Here is a 16,840-nt window from a genome sequence, read left to right on the forward strand (position 1 = left end):
TTATACTAAAGTAATTGACTGGTTTAACAAAATATTATTTTGCTAAGTTTACCTATTTCTCTGTTTAATTTTCAAAGACCAATTTGTTTTGTCATCAAGTGACGACTTCTATTATTTTACTAGGTAATTCTTGTTTTGTCAACATAATTTAAATATCTTTTAAATATATTTAAAAGTAACAAATATTAACTTATTAAACTTTAACTTTATCGACAGCTACTCGCATCGACAAGAAGTATTTTATCATATAATTTTCACTCAATAATTAAGTTTAAAGTAATTAAAATAAGACAGGTTTCGCATTCTTGTATTTATAAACTTTATCGCTATATATCTTGTATTGATACACCAGGATAGTTATTTTTCTAATTCTTACTAACCCCTAATTAATATACACCACATGAAACGACTCAAGCAATTTTCATATACACTAAGTATTCTCCTTAACCTGCTATAAATATACTATTTCTATAGCTTTTATTTGCAAAAAAAAAGTAATATCCCTTCTAACTACTTAAAGGTAATATTACTCTAACCTAAATATATTATTGATATACATCATCATCACTATAATGACACTACATTAATAACTTAAAGATTATTAAAAATATAACTCCTGGTACCCCTAAAAATCCAGCAATGAGTGCAGATACAGCATTTATAGGTATAAATATATTTACGTATCCTCCTAAAAAATTAACTAGAAGTAGAAGCACGACACCCAAAACACAATTAAATACTAATTTAGCTAATATTTTTAATGGCCAAGAAAAGAGCTTGACTACAATTACCATTGCAACTATGCCAATCAAAAAATATAATACAACATCCATATTTGGGTCCCCCTTATGTAATTTCAAAATTTATATTCTATTCTATCTCACTAACAATATACTTTTTAACTTTTTAATATATTCTTAATTTACCTTAATAATTTTTCATTACTTATTAATGGCATCCAATTCCTCAATCATGTAGCTAGCATCAATAGTAATACCCTTTCTTTTAGCTTCTAATAAAAAGTATATATATCTAGCTTTAGATTGATCCTCTCTATAAATTGCATAATCTATAAGTTTAGGATCATCTGCTACTTGAAAATATTGTCTTGCACTTTCCCACTCAACCTTTGCTTCTTCTAACTGCATAATAATATCCTTTTGATCTTGCGTATACTTTAGAGTTGAAAATAATATTTCAATTATTCTTTTTCTATCCGTAGTAAAAACCTCCTGTTTTATGTCTTTTCTTAATTCTTGACATAAAACAGGAGTAATATTCTATATTTCTTTTCTACCTTCTAAAGCTTTAGAAAGGGTAACTTCATCTATATACTCTAAATCTCCACCAACTGGAATTCCATGTGCAATTCTTGTAACTTTTGCACCTAATGGTTTTAATATTTTAGATATATACATAGCTGTAGCTTCTCCTTCTATGTTTGGATTAGTTGCTACTATTACTTCTTCAACTTCTCCATTAATTCTTCTTATAAGTTCTCTTAATTTTATATCTTCAGGACCTCGTCCTGCCATTGGTGATATTGTACCATGTAGAACATGATAAACCCCATTAAATTCTCTAACTCTTTCCACTGTCATAATATCTTTTGGATTTTCAACTACACATATGATGCTCTTATCCCTATTAGGGTTAGAACAAATTGGACAAGGGTCCGCCTCTGTAAAACTTCCGCATACGGAGCAATATTTTATGGTTCCCCTCGCTACAATCAATGCCTGAGCAAACTCCTCCACTTCTTCCTTAGGAAGATTTAACACGAACAAAGCAAGTCTTTGAGCTGTTTTCTTCCCTATACCTGGGAGTTTTGCAAATTCTTCTATTATTTTTTCTATTGCTACTGGATAAAAATCCAATTTAGTCACCTCATAACAATGTAGTTTTTATGCTACTGTTTATTAAAACATTCCTGGCATGTTCATTCCGCCTGTTAATTTACCCATTTCATTACTAGATTCATCTTCTGCTTTCTTTAGTGCTTCATTACAAGCACTCATGATTAAATCTTCAAGCATTTCAATATCATCTGGATCTACTACTTCTGGTTTTATCTTTATTTCAATAAGTTGTCTCTTTCCATTAGCTACTGCTGTTACTGCACCACCACCAACAGAAGATTCAAATTTTTTATCTCCTAAGTCTTTTTGCATATCTTCCATTTGTTTTTGAAATTTTTGAGCTTGCTTCATCAAACTATTCATATTTCCACCCATACCTGGAAATCCACCTTTTGCCATAATAAATTACCTCCTAATTCTTTTAGTTTAAAATTCAATATTATTAAAACCTATCTATATTATTATATACTAATACCTATAATAATTTCCACCAAACAAGTAAATATTTTTTATGTCTAATCCTAGCTTATTCATCTAATACCTCAACAAGATCTTCTCCAAATGTATCCTTTAATATATCCTCTGGTGATCTAACGTCTTCTTCACCTGACTCTATAGTATATTTTATTTTTACTTGCTCTTTTAGGGATTCAGAAAATATCTCTTCTATTATATTTCTATTTTCTTCCTTCTCAAGCCTGATTTTGTTGAATGAAAATTGTTTTTCATAACCCAGTTCTATTACCCCTCCATCACATGACAGTATTTCTCCTGTCATTAAAGAAGCGTAAATAACCATATGCCTTCGAGCTTTAAACATATCTAAAATATCTTTAAATGACTTTTTCACAATCTCTACAGTTAAACTTGAATTATCATTATGTTTTTGCACAGGTCTTATTACTGTTTTTTTATTAACAACACTGTCTTTTCTTTGAGAGTTCTTCTCAGGATTCCTCGGCGTTACACTTTCACAGGCTACTGTTATTTTTCCTTGTTTTATTATTTCTTCTAATTTGTTTATTCTAGCTAAGAGTACCTCTTTCGAAGTGTCATACTCTATTTTACACATTTTAATAACTGCAAGTTCCAAATAAATTCTATTTTGTTTACTCCATTTTGCTTGTTCTTGTGCATCTTGAAGTATCTTAATATTTCTCATAATTTCTTCTACCCTAATTTTAGCTGCTTGCCCTTTTAAGATGTCTATATTTTCACTGGACATGTCTAAGATATCCTCTACATTCTCACTCACTTTAGCCATCAAAAGATCTCTCATATGAGTAGTCATATCTTTAATAAACACATATATATCCTTACCACTAAAAACTATTTCATTTATAACCTTTATTGCATTTTCAATATTTCTATCTATTATACTGTCAGTTAGTTTTGTAAGACTCTCAGATGTTACAAGTCCTAACATCTCAATAACACTATCATATTCAACTTTGCCATCATTCATTGATATGGCTTGATCAAGAACACTTAGTGCATCTCTCATAGCTCCATCAGAAATTCTTGATATTAATTTCAAACTATTATCTTCAACTGAAATTCCCTGCTTTAATACTATTTTTCTAAGTCTATCAAATATATCTGAACTTTTTATTCTTTTAAAGTCAAATCTCTGACATCTCGATAATATAGTTATTGGTAATTTTTGAGGATCAGTTGTAGCTAATATAAATATTATATTGCTTGGAGGCTCCTCCAGAGTTTTTAAGAAAGCATTAACCGCTCCTATAGATAACATATGTACCTCATCTATAATATATACTTTATACTTAGCTTCCTGTGGTGGATAAGCAACATCTTCAATTATATCACGAATATTATCTACTCCATTATGTGACGCTGCATCAAGTTCTGTAACATCTATTGCTGTTCCCGAATTGATCTTCTTACACATTTCACATTCATTGCAAGGTTCTCCATGATCAGAATTTGTACAATTAACTGCTTTAGCTAGTATCTTAGCTGTTGAAGTTTTTCCCGTTCCTCTTGTACCACATAAAAGGTATGCATGGGCTATCCGTTGTCCATTTATTTGATTTTTTAAAGTTATAGTCACATGCTCTTGCCCTACTACATCTTGAAAAGTTTTTGGTCGCCACTCTCTATACAAAGCTTTATATGCCACAAATTTCACCTCTTTAAATAATAGTATTTCTTAAATAAAAAAAGATGCCTTATAGGCATCTTATAATTCTTTTGTAGACCGTACACCTCGCTTTGATAAATAAACTATGTGCGTTACCTATATAGTTAGCTCAAACCAGGTTGATCCACGGCACATGGAAGGTTTCACTTACCGCTGCTTCCTTCCGGATCTGACGGGGTTCATGAATTTCCATTGCGTGGGACCCAGTTATCAACACCACTTATATAGGGCAGCCACACATTTTATAATCTAGGCGAGGAATTCACCCCTGCTGTAGCGGATTGCAGGTACAGGGCACCGCTAACTCCCCGGCTAGTACGGAAATATAAACTGGTGGAAAAAGAGGGATTCGAACCCTCGGTAGAGTCGCCCCTACACACGCTTTCCAGGCATGCTCCTTAAGCCACTCGGACATCTCTCCATAAAGTACTTTAAATATTGTATATACACAAGTAGTGTAACATTGATAATTATACTATTAATAAATAGTAATTTCAATAGTTATTTGTTAAAACATTATAAAGTTTTTTTAAACATCATTATTCTAATATAGTTCTCAATCTACTTATATATATACATAATATCTATTATTTTAAATTCAAATTTAATAAATTTAATGATAAATTAGTAATTAAAGTGTCTTCTCTTTCTATAATTAATAGCAATGAATATAATCCATAATGCAACCCCCGCTAAACTTATAAGCTGCGCCACTCTCATGCCTGCAAACATTAAACTATCTGTTCTTAATCCTTCAATAAAGAATCTTCCTAAAGAATATAAGCCGATATATGTAAAAAACACAGTGCCTCTTTTAAGTGTTTTTGTTAATAGATAAAGTAATAATAAGCATACTAACACATTCCATATTGATTCATAAAAAAATGTTGGTTGATAATATACTCCATCTATAAGCATTCCACGTTGCACAAAGTCTGGAAATTTACTTATAAACACCTGCGTAACCGGTGCACCGTGAGCTTCACTATTAAAGAAATTACCCCATCTACCTATAGCTTGCGCAATAATTATAGATGGCGCTGCCACATCCGCATATTTAAGCAAACTCTCTTTTTTATATCGTGTATATATTAATGCTGTTATCATTCCAAAAATAATTCCGCCATGAATTGCAAGCCCACCTTGACGTATATTGAATACCTCTATTAAATTATCTTTATATTGATTAAATTCAAAAATCACATAATAAGCCCTAGCACCAATGATTGCCATAGGGAATGATATTAGTACTATATTTAAAAACTCATCATAATTAAGATTTTTTAGCCTACAAGTGAAATTTGCCATTATAATTCCAATCATCATTCCAGTTGCAATGAGAATACCATACCATCTAATAGTAAGTCCAAATATATCAAAAGCTATTGGATCCATAATTAACCTCTCCCCTCTTTATTACACTCTCGCATTGTATCATCACATTTATAGTTAAGATTAATTATACATAATGATCCTCGATTAATTGTGACTTATTATGGTTAAAAAGTAAAGATAAACATTCAATACTTCTAATTAAATTTTCTATAAATTAATAAAATTCACCCCCTAGTCGCAAACTTAAAAACTTTGCTAACTTAGGAGTGAATTTCACTTTATCGTAAATAATTGTTGGTGCTTAATAAAATTATCGATCTACATTATTTTTATATTAGCTTTTAACAACAACATCTTTCTTTAATACTGAAACCATAATACCAGTTACTATTGTACCTGCTACTATTGCAATTATATATCCAACTAAATTAGTAACTGCATGTGGAATGAATAAAAGGAATATACCACCATGTGGAGCTACTATAGCTGATTTAAATATCATAGATAATGCACCTGCAACTGCAGCACCTACCATTGTTGAAGGTATTATTTTAAGTGGATCAGCTGCCGCAAATGGTATTGCACCCTCTGTTATAAATGCAAACCCTAAAGCCCAAGCAGACTTTCCTGATTCTCTTTCTTCTAAAGTAAATTTCTTTTTTGCTATAACTGTGGCAAGTGCTATTCCTAGTGGAGGAGTCATTCCTGCCGCCATTACCGCTGCCATTATCATAGAAGTTTGTCCCGCTACCAAAGTAGATACTCCGAAAGCGTATGCGGCTTTATTAAATGGTCCACCCATATCAAAAGCCATCATTAAACCAATGATAATTCCAAGAAGTCCTGCATTTGCTCCATTTAAATTAGTTAACCAAGCTGACATTGCTACATTTATAGCACTTACGGGTTTTCCAATGACAAATATCATTACGAGTCCGACTACCAATGTAGATAACACTGGCAATATTATAACTGGCATTAATCCTTGTAATGATTTTGGTAGTTTTATTGTTTTCTTTAAGAAAACTACTGTGTAACCAGCTAAGAACCCTGCTGCCATCCCACCTAAAAAACCAGCTCCTACTGTTGCAGCAAGTACACCACCAATCATACCTGGTACAATACCCGGTCTATCAGCTATAGAGAATGCTATAAATCCTGCCAATATTGGATACATAAGACCCATGGCAGCACCACCAATATCCTTTAATGCAGCAGCTATAGAAATGCATATATTCCAAAAGCAAAAGAAAGTGCAATTAAAATACCTCCCGCAGCTACAAATGGAATCATATAAGAAACACCTGTCATAAGATGCTTATATATACCTTTTTTCTCAACCTTTTTTTCTTCTTTGTTCTCACTAATATTTTCCGAAACTTTTTTATCTTCTATTTTTATATCTATTGCTTTTTGAATTAGCCCTTTTGCATCCTTAATTGCATCTTTTACACCGACTTCAATTATAGTCTTCCCTGCAAAACGTTCCTTTGAAACATTAGTATCTGCTGCGATTATTACAACTCTAGCTTCTCTTATATCAGCGTCTGTTAATTGGTTTTCTGCTCCTACCGATCCTTGAGTTTCTACTTTAATTTCTATTCCCATTTCTTCTCCAGCCATTTGAAGAGCTTCTGCTGCCATATAAGTGTGAGCTATTCCTGTTGGACATGAAGTAATTGCTACGAATTTCATATACATTCCCCCTACTAATTTGAATTTTTTATTATATTTTTTGTAACTTTATAAAAAATATATAAAACATATAATGTCTATTTTTGAAGCAATGTTATTATTTCTTCCGGACTATTAGCTTGCATTAAACTATCTCTTAATTCTTTATGCATAAGCTTTCTAGAAATTTGGCTTAAAATTTTTAAATGTTCATTACTTGATTCTTCAGGTACTGCTATTAAAAAAAATAAGTGTGATAACTCATCATCCATAGACTTATAATCAATGCCTGCTGTGCTTCTTCCAAATAATAATGCTGGCTCTTTAACTCCACTACTTTTACCATGAGGAATAGCTATTCCCATACCTATACCTGTTGAAAATTCTTTTTCTCTATCCATGACAGCTTTTATATACTTATCTATATCTAATAGCTTACCATCTTCATCTAACATTTTTGCCATTTCAATTATTACATCCTCTTTTGTTTTACTAGTAAGTTCAAGTTTAATTAGGTTAACATTTAATAATTCAGTTATATTCATTTATAATCATCCTTTCTTATAGGTATTTTATTGTTATTTGTTTTTTTAACTTCTCTATGTCTTCAATTCTTCCTGTTTGTGTTCCTTCAGTCATTACATTAGCTGTGCTTGTTGCACATGCAAGCTTCATAGCTTCTTCAAAGCTATATTTATTCTCCACTGCTATTGCAAGAGCTGCAACCATAGAATCTCCCGCCCCTACTGTGCTTTTAACTTCTACCTTAATGCCACTTACTTTCGCAACTTTATCACGGCTTATGAATATAGAACCTTCTGACCCTAACGAAATTACAACATATTTTACTCCATACTCTAGTATCTTTTTAGCAGTTTTTATTACTTCATCTTCACTTTTTATCTCTACACCAAAAGCTTTTTCAAGTTCATCAATATTTGGTTTTACCAGGTAAGGACCAGCTTTAATACCGTGCATTAGCATTTCACCATCTGCATCTAATATAACTTTACCACCTTTGCTTTTTACATCCTTAATTATTTCTCCATATATAACACTACTTGTTCCACTTGGCACACTTCCTGACAGAACCACTAAAGAATTTTCATCACAATATTTAATGATTTTTTCTTTTATACTAAAAAGGTCGTCTAAAGACAAACTAGGTCCATTCTCATTTACGTCTGTATGTGTATTATTCACCCTATCGATAATTTTTAAATTAGTCCTAGTTTCATCTTCTACAGGTAAAAAATCATTTTCAATATTTGAATCATCTAAATACTCTTTAATTTGCTTTCCACTTCTTCCACCTAAAAAACCTAAAGCTAAGCTTTTATACTTCAATTCTTTAATAACTTTAGATACATTAATACCTTTGCCTCCAACATCAACCCTTGTAGATACACTTCTATTAACATTGCCAATTTTAAATTCGTCTATTTCAATGGTTTTGTCTAAAGCTGGATTTAAAGTTACTGTTATTATCATTTTCCCACCACCATTTATTTTGTCGTAATAACTTTTACACCTTTTTTTTCAAACTTTCCTAATAATTCTCTCTCTACTTGATTATCTGTAATAATAATATCAACATTATCTAAATCTACTATTTTAGAAAATGAAACCATACCGAATTTACTATGATCACATACTACTATAGTTTGCTTTGCAATCTTTATCATTTCTCGTTTTGTGTTAGCTTCATTAATATTTGGAGTTGTTAATCCATTAATGATACATATACCATTAGTCCCTATAAAAGCTTTATCTACCCTAAAACCTTTAAGAGTGTTATCTGCCACAGGTCCTACCATTGCTCTAGTTTCCCATCTCAATGTGCCTCCTGTAACAATAACCTCTACATCTCGAATTTTAGCGAGTTCATATGATATATCCAATGAATTAGTTAAAACAGTTATATTTTTAGCTACTATATGTTTAACAATGCTTAAAGTAGTAGTCCCTGCATCTAGAACTATTGTATCTCCATCTTCTATTAGTGATGCTGCAAGTTTTCCTACAGATTCCTTCTCATCATAAAACTTATCTATTTTCTCTGAAAAAGTAGGTTCAAATTTAGTATTATCATTTAAGATTGCCCCTCCATGCACTCTTTTAATCAATTCATCCTCTTCCATTTCTTGAAGATCTCGTCTAATAGTTACTTCTGACACTTCATACAGTTGTGATAAATCGCATACTTTTACTTTTCCATACTTGTTTAAACTATCTAATATTTTTGATTTTCTTTCTTCAGGAAACATATTTTCTAATCTCCATTTTATTATATTTGAACTTTAAATGTTCGTTTATATTCGTTTTATGTTTCATTTGCTTTCGCTTATGTTCATCTTAATATATTCTGATAACGATGTCAATATAAATATTATAATTAAAATATTTTTTTTAATTGTCATAAACAAGAAAAAATAAGCCATCAATTTTATTTGAGCTTCTCTTAAAATTAGTAAAAGCGAAGCCACTTGGCTTCGCTTTTATTTATTTGGATTTTATTTCTCTAACTCTTGTTTTAGTATTTCATTAATTTTAGGAGTACATCTATTTCCCTTACATCCACCTGAACCAGCACCTGTAACTCTTTGTATTTCCTCTAATGTTCTTGCACCATTTCGTATAGCCTTTTTTATTGTGGATCTTGGAACTGCTTTGCACAAACAAACCTTTGTGAGTTTATCCATTATCTCACTATTTATATTATTTTCCATAATCTTTTCTCCTTTAATACTATTCTCTATCTTCTATCTTTAAAAAAATTAGTAAGTAAGTTACCGCATTCCTCATTATACATCCAATTTATCTCTGTCCAGTGATTTAAATCGTCATTTTGAATAACATTAATAACTGAGCCACAAGCCCCTACACTAGGATCAAACATCCCTATATATAGTTTTCTAAGCCTTGACTGTAATATGGCTCCCGCGCACATAGGACACGGTTCCAGGGTTACATACATATCACAACCAGTTAATCTCCAACTACCTGTTACATCACAAGCTTTTTTTATTGCTAGGATTTCTGCATGGGCAGTTGCATCTTGCAATGTTTCCCTTAAATTATGAGCTCTAGCAATTATTTTATTATCTTTAACTATAATAGCACCTACAGGTACCTCATTTAATAATAATGATCTTTTAGCTTCTTTTAATGCTTCATTAATAAAATGTTTTTCCATGTGTTCCCCTTTAAAATGCAAATTGTTATTTATTAATAATCCTATTTTTTATATTGTACTTCTCAATCAATGTAATTTCAATACATTTAGTTTTATTATACTGAAATTATATAAGAAAATAAAAAAACCAGCAAAAATTACTTTGCTGGTTTTTTTGGTGCACACGAGAGGAGTCGAACCTCCGACCTTCCCCTTAGGAGGGGGACGCTCTATCCAACTGAGCTACGGGTGCATATATTATATTCTACTTAAATATAATATTACACTTTCATAAGTATGTCAACCTATAGCCACTCTAAACCACAAATTTTTTATATTCTTATAAAGATTACAGTTCTTTGACCATTGTTTGGTAATTGATAGAATTTAAATACATGAAATAGTATATACTGTAGATAATATACTATTAATTGGAGGTGCTTTAATTGAATAATGATATAAAGAACTTTTTTCTCGCTGGACTTGGCTCTGCGGCTTATACTTATGAAAAAGCTACAACCCTAATAGAAGACTTTGTACAAAGGGGTAAAATAACATTAGAAGAGGGTAAAGATTTATCTGAAGAGTTAAAAAGAACTGTAAAAGAAAAAAAAGAAATAAATACTTCGTTAGCAAAAGATAAAACTCCTTTGACAAAAGAAGATATAGCTTCGCTTTTAAAAGAAATGAACTTTGCAACTAAAGATGATATTGAAATTTTGAATGCAAGATTGAAGGCATTAGAAACTAACAATTCGTAAATTCACAAATGAAAGTCAAATAAAAGTCCTACTTTTTTTCTAGGGCTTTTGTTTTAATGACATTTCAAAATGAAAATCTCTTACGTCTATAAGTGAGGTATAAAATGCGACTAAATTCCGTTAATCGTTTTAGAGAAATTATTAAAGTACTTGGATCATATGGTTTTGGATACATAGTAGACTCTAAATTTAACAAACAAAATAAGTTACCTGAAAATTTAAGGAAAGCATTTGAAGAGCTGGGACCTACCTTTATAAAAATCGGACAAATATTAAGTACTAGACCAGATTTACTATCACCTGATTATATAGTTGAACTTTCAAAACTCCAAGATAATGTACTCCCAGAAAGCATTGAAACTATCGAGAAAATTTTTTACGATCAATTTTCTCTAACAACAAGTGAGTGTTTTGAAAAGTTTTATGAAAAACCTCTCGCCTCAGCATCGATTTCTCAAGTACATGAAGCTGTATTAAAAGATGGTAGGATGGTTGTAGTAAAAGTTCAAAGACCAGATATTGCAGAGAAAATGAAACTTGATATTAATATACTTATGCGCATAGTCAAGTTTACAAAGGCAAAATTTTCTGATGCATTAATTGACCCGCAGCAAGCTTTGCATGAAATACTTTTAATAACTGAACTTGAATTAGATTTTAAGAATGAGGTTAAAAACATAAATACCTTTAGAAACTTCAATAAGGATATCGCATTTTTATACGTCCCTTATGTAGTTGAAGGCTTGTCTAGTACTAAGGTATTAACTATGGAAAGAATTTACGGATTTAAGATAGATAATATGAAAAAGCTTGAAACTGGACATTATGATCTTGATGACTTAGGCAAGAAATTAGCTCTTTCTTACTTAAAACAAGTTCTGCAAGATGGTTTTTTTCATGGAGACCCACACCCTGGTAACATATTTATATTTGAAGGCAAAATTTGTTTTTTAGATTTTGGAATTATGGGTTGCTTATCAAATTCATTAAAATCAACACTAAATGATGTGATATCTGCGGTTGCCTTTAGCGACATAAACAAAATGATCTCAGCTCTTTTATCTATAGGAATAAAAAAAGGATATGTAGATAGAAATAGGCTTTATGAAGATTTAGATTATCTTCTTTTGAATTATCTTTCAGTATCGTTAAATAATATTCAAATTTCTGTTATGCTTTCTGAAATTTTCGATATAGCTAAGCAAAACAATATACGTCTGCCCCGTGATTTTACTCTACTAATAAGAGCTCTCGTAATTCTAGAAGGTGTAATTGCAACCGTGGCTCCTGATATAAAAATAATTGATGTAGCTATCCCTTATGTAAAAGCTAATAATAAATTTTCACCTTTTGCAAATTTAGATTTTGATACACTTCTTATTCGTTCATATTCATTTTTTAGAGACTCGTTTAGACTTCCAACAAAAATAATAGAACTATCTGATAGTCTTATAACCGGAAGAGCTAAATTACAACTTGAGCATAAAAATTTAAGCACTCCTATAAGTGAATTAGTTAAAGGTATAAATCGATTGGTTTTTGCTCTTATTATTTCCTCTACAATTATAGGGTCATCTACTATTTTAAATTCTAATATGGGCCCAAAAATATATAATATATCACTAATTGGTATAACGGGATTTTTAGCCGCTGCATTTATGGGCTTTTGGTTATTGATATCTATTATTAAATCCGGTAAAATATAAACTAAACTTATTAATCCTATAAAGAAGAGGTATTTGCTATGATTAAATATTACAACAGAAAACAAAACAGATATGAAATTGAAAAGGTAGCTGGTGAAAAATATTTGAATTGGTCGTATTCCTCCCCTGCTGGAATTGGACTCGTTGAATTATTACTTAAGAAAAAGCTATTTTCAAAATTATATGGTTTTTATTGTGACACAAAAATAAGTTCTAAAAAAACAAAAGACTTTATCAAAACTTTTGACATAGATATGTCTATGTATGATAAGTCATATGATAAATATTCATCTTTTAATGATTTTTTTATACGGTCCTTGAAACCAAACTCGCGTTTAATTGATAATAATCATAACATATTAATCTCGCCTTGCGACGGCAAAATATCCGCCTATGAGGATATTAACTTAAATAACTTAGTTCAAATTAAAGGTTTTACATATTCACTTAAAGAACTCGTAGAGGATGATGAAATATACAATCAGTACGATGGTGGCTCCTGTTTGATTTTTAGGTTATGCCCAACAGACTATCATAGATTTCATTTTATTGATGATGGAGTATGTGGTGGCATTCATAAAATTAAGGGCCATTATTACTCTGTTAACCCTGTAGCTTTAAAAAATGTAAAAAAATTATTTTGTCAAAATAAAAGAGAATGGAGTATTTTTCAGTCAGAAAATTTTGGCGATGTTATTTACATGGAAGTCGGTGCTACTTGCGTAGGTACAATTATCCAAAGTTATTCTCAAAGCTCTAAAGTTAAAAAGGGAGACGAAAAAGGATATTTCAAATTTGGTGGTTCCACTGTAATTTTATTTTTCAAAAAAGATACAGTTAAAATACATGAGGATTTAATAAACCAAACACAGTTAGGCTTCGAAACTTCTGTACTCATGGGCGAAAAAATAGGACTGAAATAAATTTTCAGTCCTATTTTTTTATATCTTAAATCTAGAAGTTATATCTATTAGTTTCTCGGCACTAATTTTATTTCCATTTGTAGCTTTCTTTATTTCTTCCATTTCATCTACAATATCACTACTCTTCTCCGCTATACTAAATATTCCTTGTGCACCCTCATTAACAGTACCTGCAACCTGCTCTATCGCAATCACAATTCCATTTATGGATGTGTTCAACTGTTGTGATGTCTCATCAAATTCTTTCATGAACTTATTGAAATTCTCAGCATCATCTATATATTCTTTACCTGTACCCATAATAATCTCATAATTTAAAGAAACCTCATCATCCATGAACTCTAACATTTTAAGTGAACTACTTGATAAATTTTTTACAGAATCATTTACAACCTTAACTACATTTTGGATGTTAGCAGCTGTTGCTCCAGATTGCTCTGCTAGCTTTCTAACCTCATCTGCTACCACAGCAAAACCTTTTCCAGCTTCTCCTGCTCTAGCCGCTTCTATCGCAGCATTTAGCGCCAATAAATTAGTTTGGTTAGTTATATGAAGTATTGAAGTTGCAAGGCCATGTATTTCCTCTACAGCCTTTGAACCTTCTATTGCAACCTCTAACTGCTTCTTTATATTACTATAAAGCTTATCAGTTTCTTCCTTAGATCCAGTAGTCCCCATAGTAATTCCCATTGCCTTTTGAACAATACTTTGAGCTATATTGGCTCCTTCTGAAGCTTTTCCAGCTATAGTATTAACCATAGTTTTCATCTCTCCTGAAGAAGCAGAAATTTCCTGAGCCGTCGCTGCGGTCTCTTCCATTCCAGCTGATAAACTCTCTGTTTCAGTAGAGCTTTCTTCTGCTTTTACTTTTAATAACTTCGTAAGTTCTTCAACCGTGTGCTCATTACTGCTTATGGTTTCTGAGGCTACGATTATATCTTGTAATACATCTTTTAGCGTCTTTCTCATATTAACTATAGCCCTAGCTATAGTTCCAATCTCATCATTACTTTTAGTTAGTTTTTCTATATTCTTGTCCTCGCTTAAATCAAGCTTAGAGGTTTTGTCAACTAATAATGTTACTTTTGTTAATGGATTTACTATTACCTTTGATGCAATTACACCAGCTAATATAGAAAATATACCTGCAAGTACTGCTATTATTAATATTCTCTGCATCATTTGATTTAATGTTTGTCCACTTTCTTTAATATCCCCCGAAACAACTATATATGTAACAATAGAAGTAATCACCGTAGATATAAATATTAATGATCCAATGAGTAAAGGTATTTTTTTTCTAATAGATATACCTTCTGTATTATTTTCACTCTTTTGTTTTTTTATAAGTTTCGAATCTTTAAAACTCATTTAGTCCCCCCTCATTTGTGTTTAAACACAATTGTAAACGTTGATGTATCTATATTAACATAAAATTCATAGTTTGTAATATGCTTTCTTATTATTTTTGTACTTTTCAACATATTTTACTGTATTTTTATATCATTATAAATACATTGTATGTTTTTATAGCAAAAGCTATTTAATAAAAAAGCCCAAAATAAAAAACAGAGGTAATAAATTCTCTGCTTCCTTATCATACTTATAAAAATCACCCAGTGCTTAATTATAATATCCATTGTTATTTAAATAATATTAAAAGTATTACTTAGTACTAATTTTATTACTTTTAGGGTAATAAAAAGTATTACTTTTATTACCTTATATATACTGCAATCTTATATACATTATAATTTTTTTAATAAATACATTTACGAATTAATGTAAACATAAATTAATTGCTACATAGTTATATGTCATATTATGTTTACATTAATTTGTTCCAAAAAACAACCACACATTCTGGTACGTAAAATAAAATACCAATTATCCCATTGAATTGCACCCCTACATCTTTTTTAATTATTATCTGTCAATATAAAAATTATACTCCGTTACCCTGAAGATAGTGGCTCCTTATTAGCACATTGATTTACGAAGAATTGTATTTGATTCTACCTTTTTCAATCTAATTCTACGTCCATACGTAAAATCACTATTTAGTGACTGAATCCTAATTACAGCCCCAGTATGAGGTGCATCTATCATTTTATCATTTCCTACATATATTCCTACATGATGAGCAGGTGTCCCGAAAAATACCAAATCACCTGGTTGAAGATTAGCTCTAGATATAAGTTCTCCTACATTTTGTTGATCTTGCGATACCCTTGGTAAAGTTACACCAAAATGCAAAAATACATACTGTGTAAACCCTGAACAGTCAAATCCCACCGGGCTTGTCCCACCCCATACATAAGGAACTCCAAGAAAATTCGAAGCATACTCTAAAATTGGATTTGAAGTAACTTCAATAGAATTTCTTATTTCTTCTTGTTCAACTTGATTTTTTAAATATGCAGAGCCTTCATTCTGTACTGCCTTCTGTGTATTAGGATTACTTTTTGTAGATACATTAAGAATTTGACCTACAAAAATTAAATCATTCCATTTATTATTAGCTTTCATTAAATCATTTAATGATTCCCCATGCTCTTGTGCTATTACAGATAAACTATCCCCACTTTTCACAGTATAGGTACTTGTTGTTAGTGTATCTGCAAATGCTTTTGCTGTTGTAATTTCTAAAATACCAATTGTCAATATTGATGTTAATAATATATATCTAAACCTCTTAAATTTAATCATTATATCCTCCCTGTGTTTTTAATAATTATTACCAATCAGATTGCTATTTATTAGATAAGCTTTTATAGGTTTTCTTCTTCAAAATATCTAAATCAACCTCTCTAACTTTAAAATAATATGTTATTATTCCTCCAATAACAAATATAAGTAAAAGTAATAATGTAATACTTGCTTCCAAAACCAGATTTAAAATATTTAATATTTCCATCCCCTGCATATAGATCATCTCCTAAATAATTCCTATTAGAGAGTATGTCCAATTAAATACTATTTACTCATATTTTAAACATATTCTATTTTTAAACTTCATAAAAATATCTCGCTTAAGCTTACCCCCTAAATATAATCCTGTTATGCAAGTTAATATTTCTGTTATAGTCATAGACCATATAACTCCATCTATACCAAAAGTTTATTCTCCTAAAACCATATTCAATTGCTACTGATAAAGTTGAAAATTTATTTAAAAAAACGAGAAAAAAGCAGGTATTATAAAAATATCTGCTTTCTTCCCGTATTCTTCTTGTGTTTTAT

General features: G+C 30.7%; 16 protein-coding genes, 2 tRNA genes, 1 other RNA gene and 2 pseudogenes. 3 read left to right on the plus strand and 18 right to left on the minus strand.

The window, feature by feature from the left end:
* Positions 1-578: 578 nt before the first annotated feature.
* The 15 genes and pseudogenes from KPL55_RS21080 to KPL55_RS21150 all read right to left on the minus strand — a co-directional run bounded on the left by KPL55_RS21080 (position 579) and on the right by KPL55_RS21150 (position 10,460).
* Entirely contained in the window at positions 579-833 is a 255-nt protein-coding gene (locus KPL55_RS21080; RefSeq protein ID WP_216308733.1) for a pro-sigmaK processing inhibitor BofA family protein, read from the minus strand.
* Positions 834-941: 108 nt separating this feature from the next.
* The gene (locus KPL55_RS21085; RefSeq protein WP_312887360.1) at positions 942-1,277 is read right to left on the minus strand and encodes a DUF2508 family protein; all 336 of its coding nucleotides are present in this window, start codon (positions 1,275-1,277) and stop codon (positions 942-944) included.
* A gap of 3 nt (positions 1,278-1,280) precedes the next feature.
* Positions 1,281-1,877, minus strand: a complete 597-nt coding sequence (recR, locus tag KPL55_RS21090; RefSeq protein WP_216308735.1) for a recombination mediator RecR — start codon at positions 1,875-1,877, stop codon at positions 1,281-1,283.
* A gap of 42 nt (positions 1,878-1,919) precedes the next feature.
* Positions 1,920-2,258, minus strand: a complete 339-nt coding sequence (locus KPL55_RS21095; protein WP_216308736.1) for a YbaB/EbfC family nucleoid-associated protein — start codon at positions 2,256-2,258, stop codon at positions 1,920-1,922.
* A 127-nt stretch (positions 2,259-2,385) separates the two neighbouring features.
* Positions 2,386-4,002 (minus strand): DNA polymerase III subunit gamma/tau, encoded by a 1,617-nt coding sequence (gene dnaX, locus KPL55_RS21100; protein WP_216308737.1) that lies wholly within the window; start codon positions 4,000-4,002, stop codon positions 2,386-2,388.
* Positions 4,003-4,080: 78 nt separating this feature from the next.
* An RNA gene (ffs, locus tag KPL55_RS21105) (signal recognition particle sRNA large type) lies at positions 4,081-4,344 on the minus strand.
* Positions 4,345-4,354: 10 nt separating this feature from the next.
* Positions 4,355-4,444: transfer RNA gene (locus tag KPL55_RS21110), tRNA-Ser, on the minus strand.
* A 203-nt stretch (positions 4,445-4,647) separates the two neighbouring features.
* Positions 4,648-5,418, minus strand: a complete 771-nt coding sequence (gene lgt / locus KPL55_RS21115) for a prolipoprotein diacylglyceryl transferase (RefSeq protein WP_216308738.1) — start codon at positions 5,416-5,418, stop codon at positions 4,648-4,650.
* A 274-nt stretch (positions 5,419-5,692) separates the two neighbouring features.
* Positions 5,693-7,053 (minus strand): annotated as a pseudogene (locus KPL55_RS21120) (PTS fructose transporter subunit IIC).
* A 77-nt stretch (positions 7,054-7,130) separates the two neighbouring features.
* Positions 7,131-7,577 carry a PTS sugar transporter subunit IIA gene (locus KPL55_RS21125; RefSeq protein ID WP_216308739.1) on the minus strand — a complete coding sequence of 149 codons (447 nt, stop codon included), beginning with the start codon at positions 7,575-7,577 and terminating at the stop codon, positions 7,131-7,133.
* Positions 7,578-7,593: 16 nt separating this feature from the next.
* Positions 7,594-8,523, minus strand: coding sequence for a 1-phosphofructokinase (pfkB, locus tag KPL55_RS21130; RefSeq protein WP_216308740.1), 930 nt, complete (start codon positions 8,521-8,523; stop codon positions 7,594-7,596).
* Between the two features lie 14 nt (positions 8,524-8,537).
* Positions 8,538-9,299 (minus strand): DeoR/GlpR family DNA-binding transcription regulator, encoded by a 762-nt coding sequence (locus KPL55_RS21135; protein WP_216308741.1) that lies wholly within the window; start codon positions 9,297-9,299, stop codon positions 8,538-8,540.
* A 246-nt stretch (positions 9,300-9,545) separates the two neighbouring features.
* Complete coding sequence (locus KPL55_RS21140; protein ID WP_216308742.1) at positions 9,546-9,761, minus strand: (2Fe-2S)-binding protein; 216 nt, start codon at positions 9,759-9,761, stop codon at positions 9,546-9,548.
* Positions 9,762-9,787: 26 nt separating this feature from the next.
* Positions 9,788-10,228, minus strand: coding sequence for a nucleoside deaminase (locus KPL55_RS21145; RefSeq protein ID WP_216308743.1), 441 nt, complete (start codon positions 10,226-10,228; stop codon positions 9,788-9,790).
* A 155-nt stretch (positions 10,229-10,383) separates the two neighbouring features.
* Positions 10,384-10,460: transfer RNA gene (locus KPL55_RS21150), tRNA-Arg, on the minus strand.
* A gap of 193 nt (positions 10,461-10,653) precedes the next feature.
* On the opposite strand from KPL55_RS21150, the gene KPL55_RS21155 reads away from it, so the two are divergent.
* The 3 genes from KPL55_RS21155 to KPL55_RS21165 all read left to right on the plus strand — a co-directional run bounded on the left by KPL55_RS21155 (position 10,654) and on the right by KPL55_RS21165 (position 13,597).
* Positions 10,654-10,968: a phasin family protein gene (locus KPL55_RS21155; RefSeq protein ID WP_216308744.1), complete on the plus strand. Its 315-nt coding sequence runs from the start codon at positions 10,654-10,656 to the stop codon at positions 10,966-10,968.
* 104 nt (positions 10,969-11,072) lie between these two features.
* On the plus strand, positions 11,073-12,674 hold the full coding sequence (locus KPL55_RS21160; protein ID WP_216308745.1) for an ABC1 kinase family protein: 1,602 nt from the start codon (positions 11,073-11,075) through the stop codon (positions 12,672-12,674).
* A gap of 38 nt (positions 12,675-12,712) precedes the next feature.
* The gene (locus KPL55_RS21165; RefSeq protein WP_216308746.1) at positions 12,713-13,597 is read left to right on the plus strand and encodes a phosphatidylserine decarboxylase; all 885 of its coding nucleotides are present in this window, start codon (positions 12,713-12,715) and stop codon (positions 13,595-13,597) included.
* A gap of 18 nt (positions 13,598-13,615) precedes the next feature.
* On the opposite strand, the gene KPL55_RS21170 is transcribed toward KPL55_RS21165, so the two are convergent.
* The 3 genes and pseudogenes from KPL55_RS21170 to KPL55_RS21180 form a co-directional block, all read right to left on the minus strand.
* Positions 13,616-14,968, minus strand: a complete 1,353-nt coding sequence (locus KPL55_RS21170; protein WP_216308747.1) for a methyl-accepting chemotaxis protein — start codon at positions 14,966-14,968, stop codon at positions 13,616-13,618.
* A gap of 609 nt (positions 14,969-15,577) precedes the next feature.
* Positions 15,578-15,952: pseudogene (locus tag KPL55_RS26820) on the minus strand (C40 family peptidase); the annotation flags it as partial.
* Between the two features lie 397 nt (positions 15,953-16,349).
* Positions 16,350-16,523: a hypothetical protein gene (locus KPL55_RS21180; RefSeq protein WP_216308749.1), complete on the minus strand. Its 174-nt coding sequence runs from the start codon at positions 16,521-16,523 to the stop codon at positions 16,350-16,352.
* Positions 16,524-16,840: the final 317 nt, after the last annotated feature.

Origin of the sequence: Clostridium lacusfryxellense, assembly GCF_018861735.1 — a bacterium.
Taxonomy (GTDB): Bacteria; Bacillota; Clostridia; order Clostridiales; family Clostridiaceae; genus Clostridium_AD; species Clostridium_AD lacusfryxellense.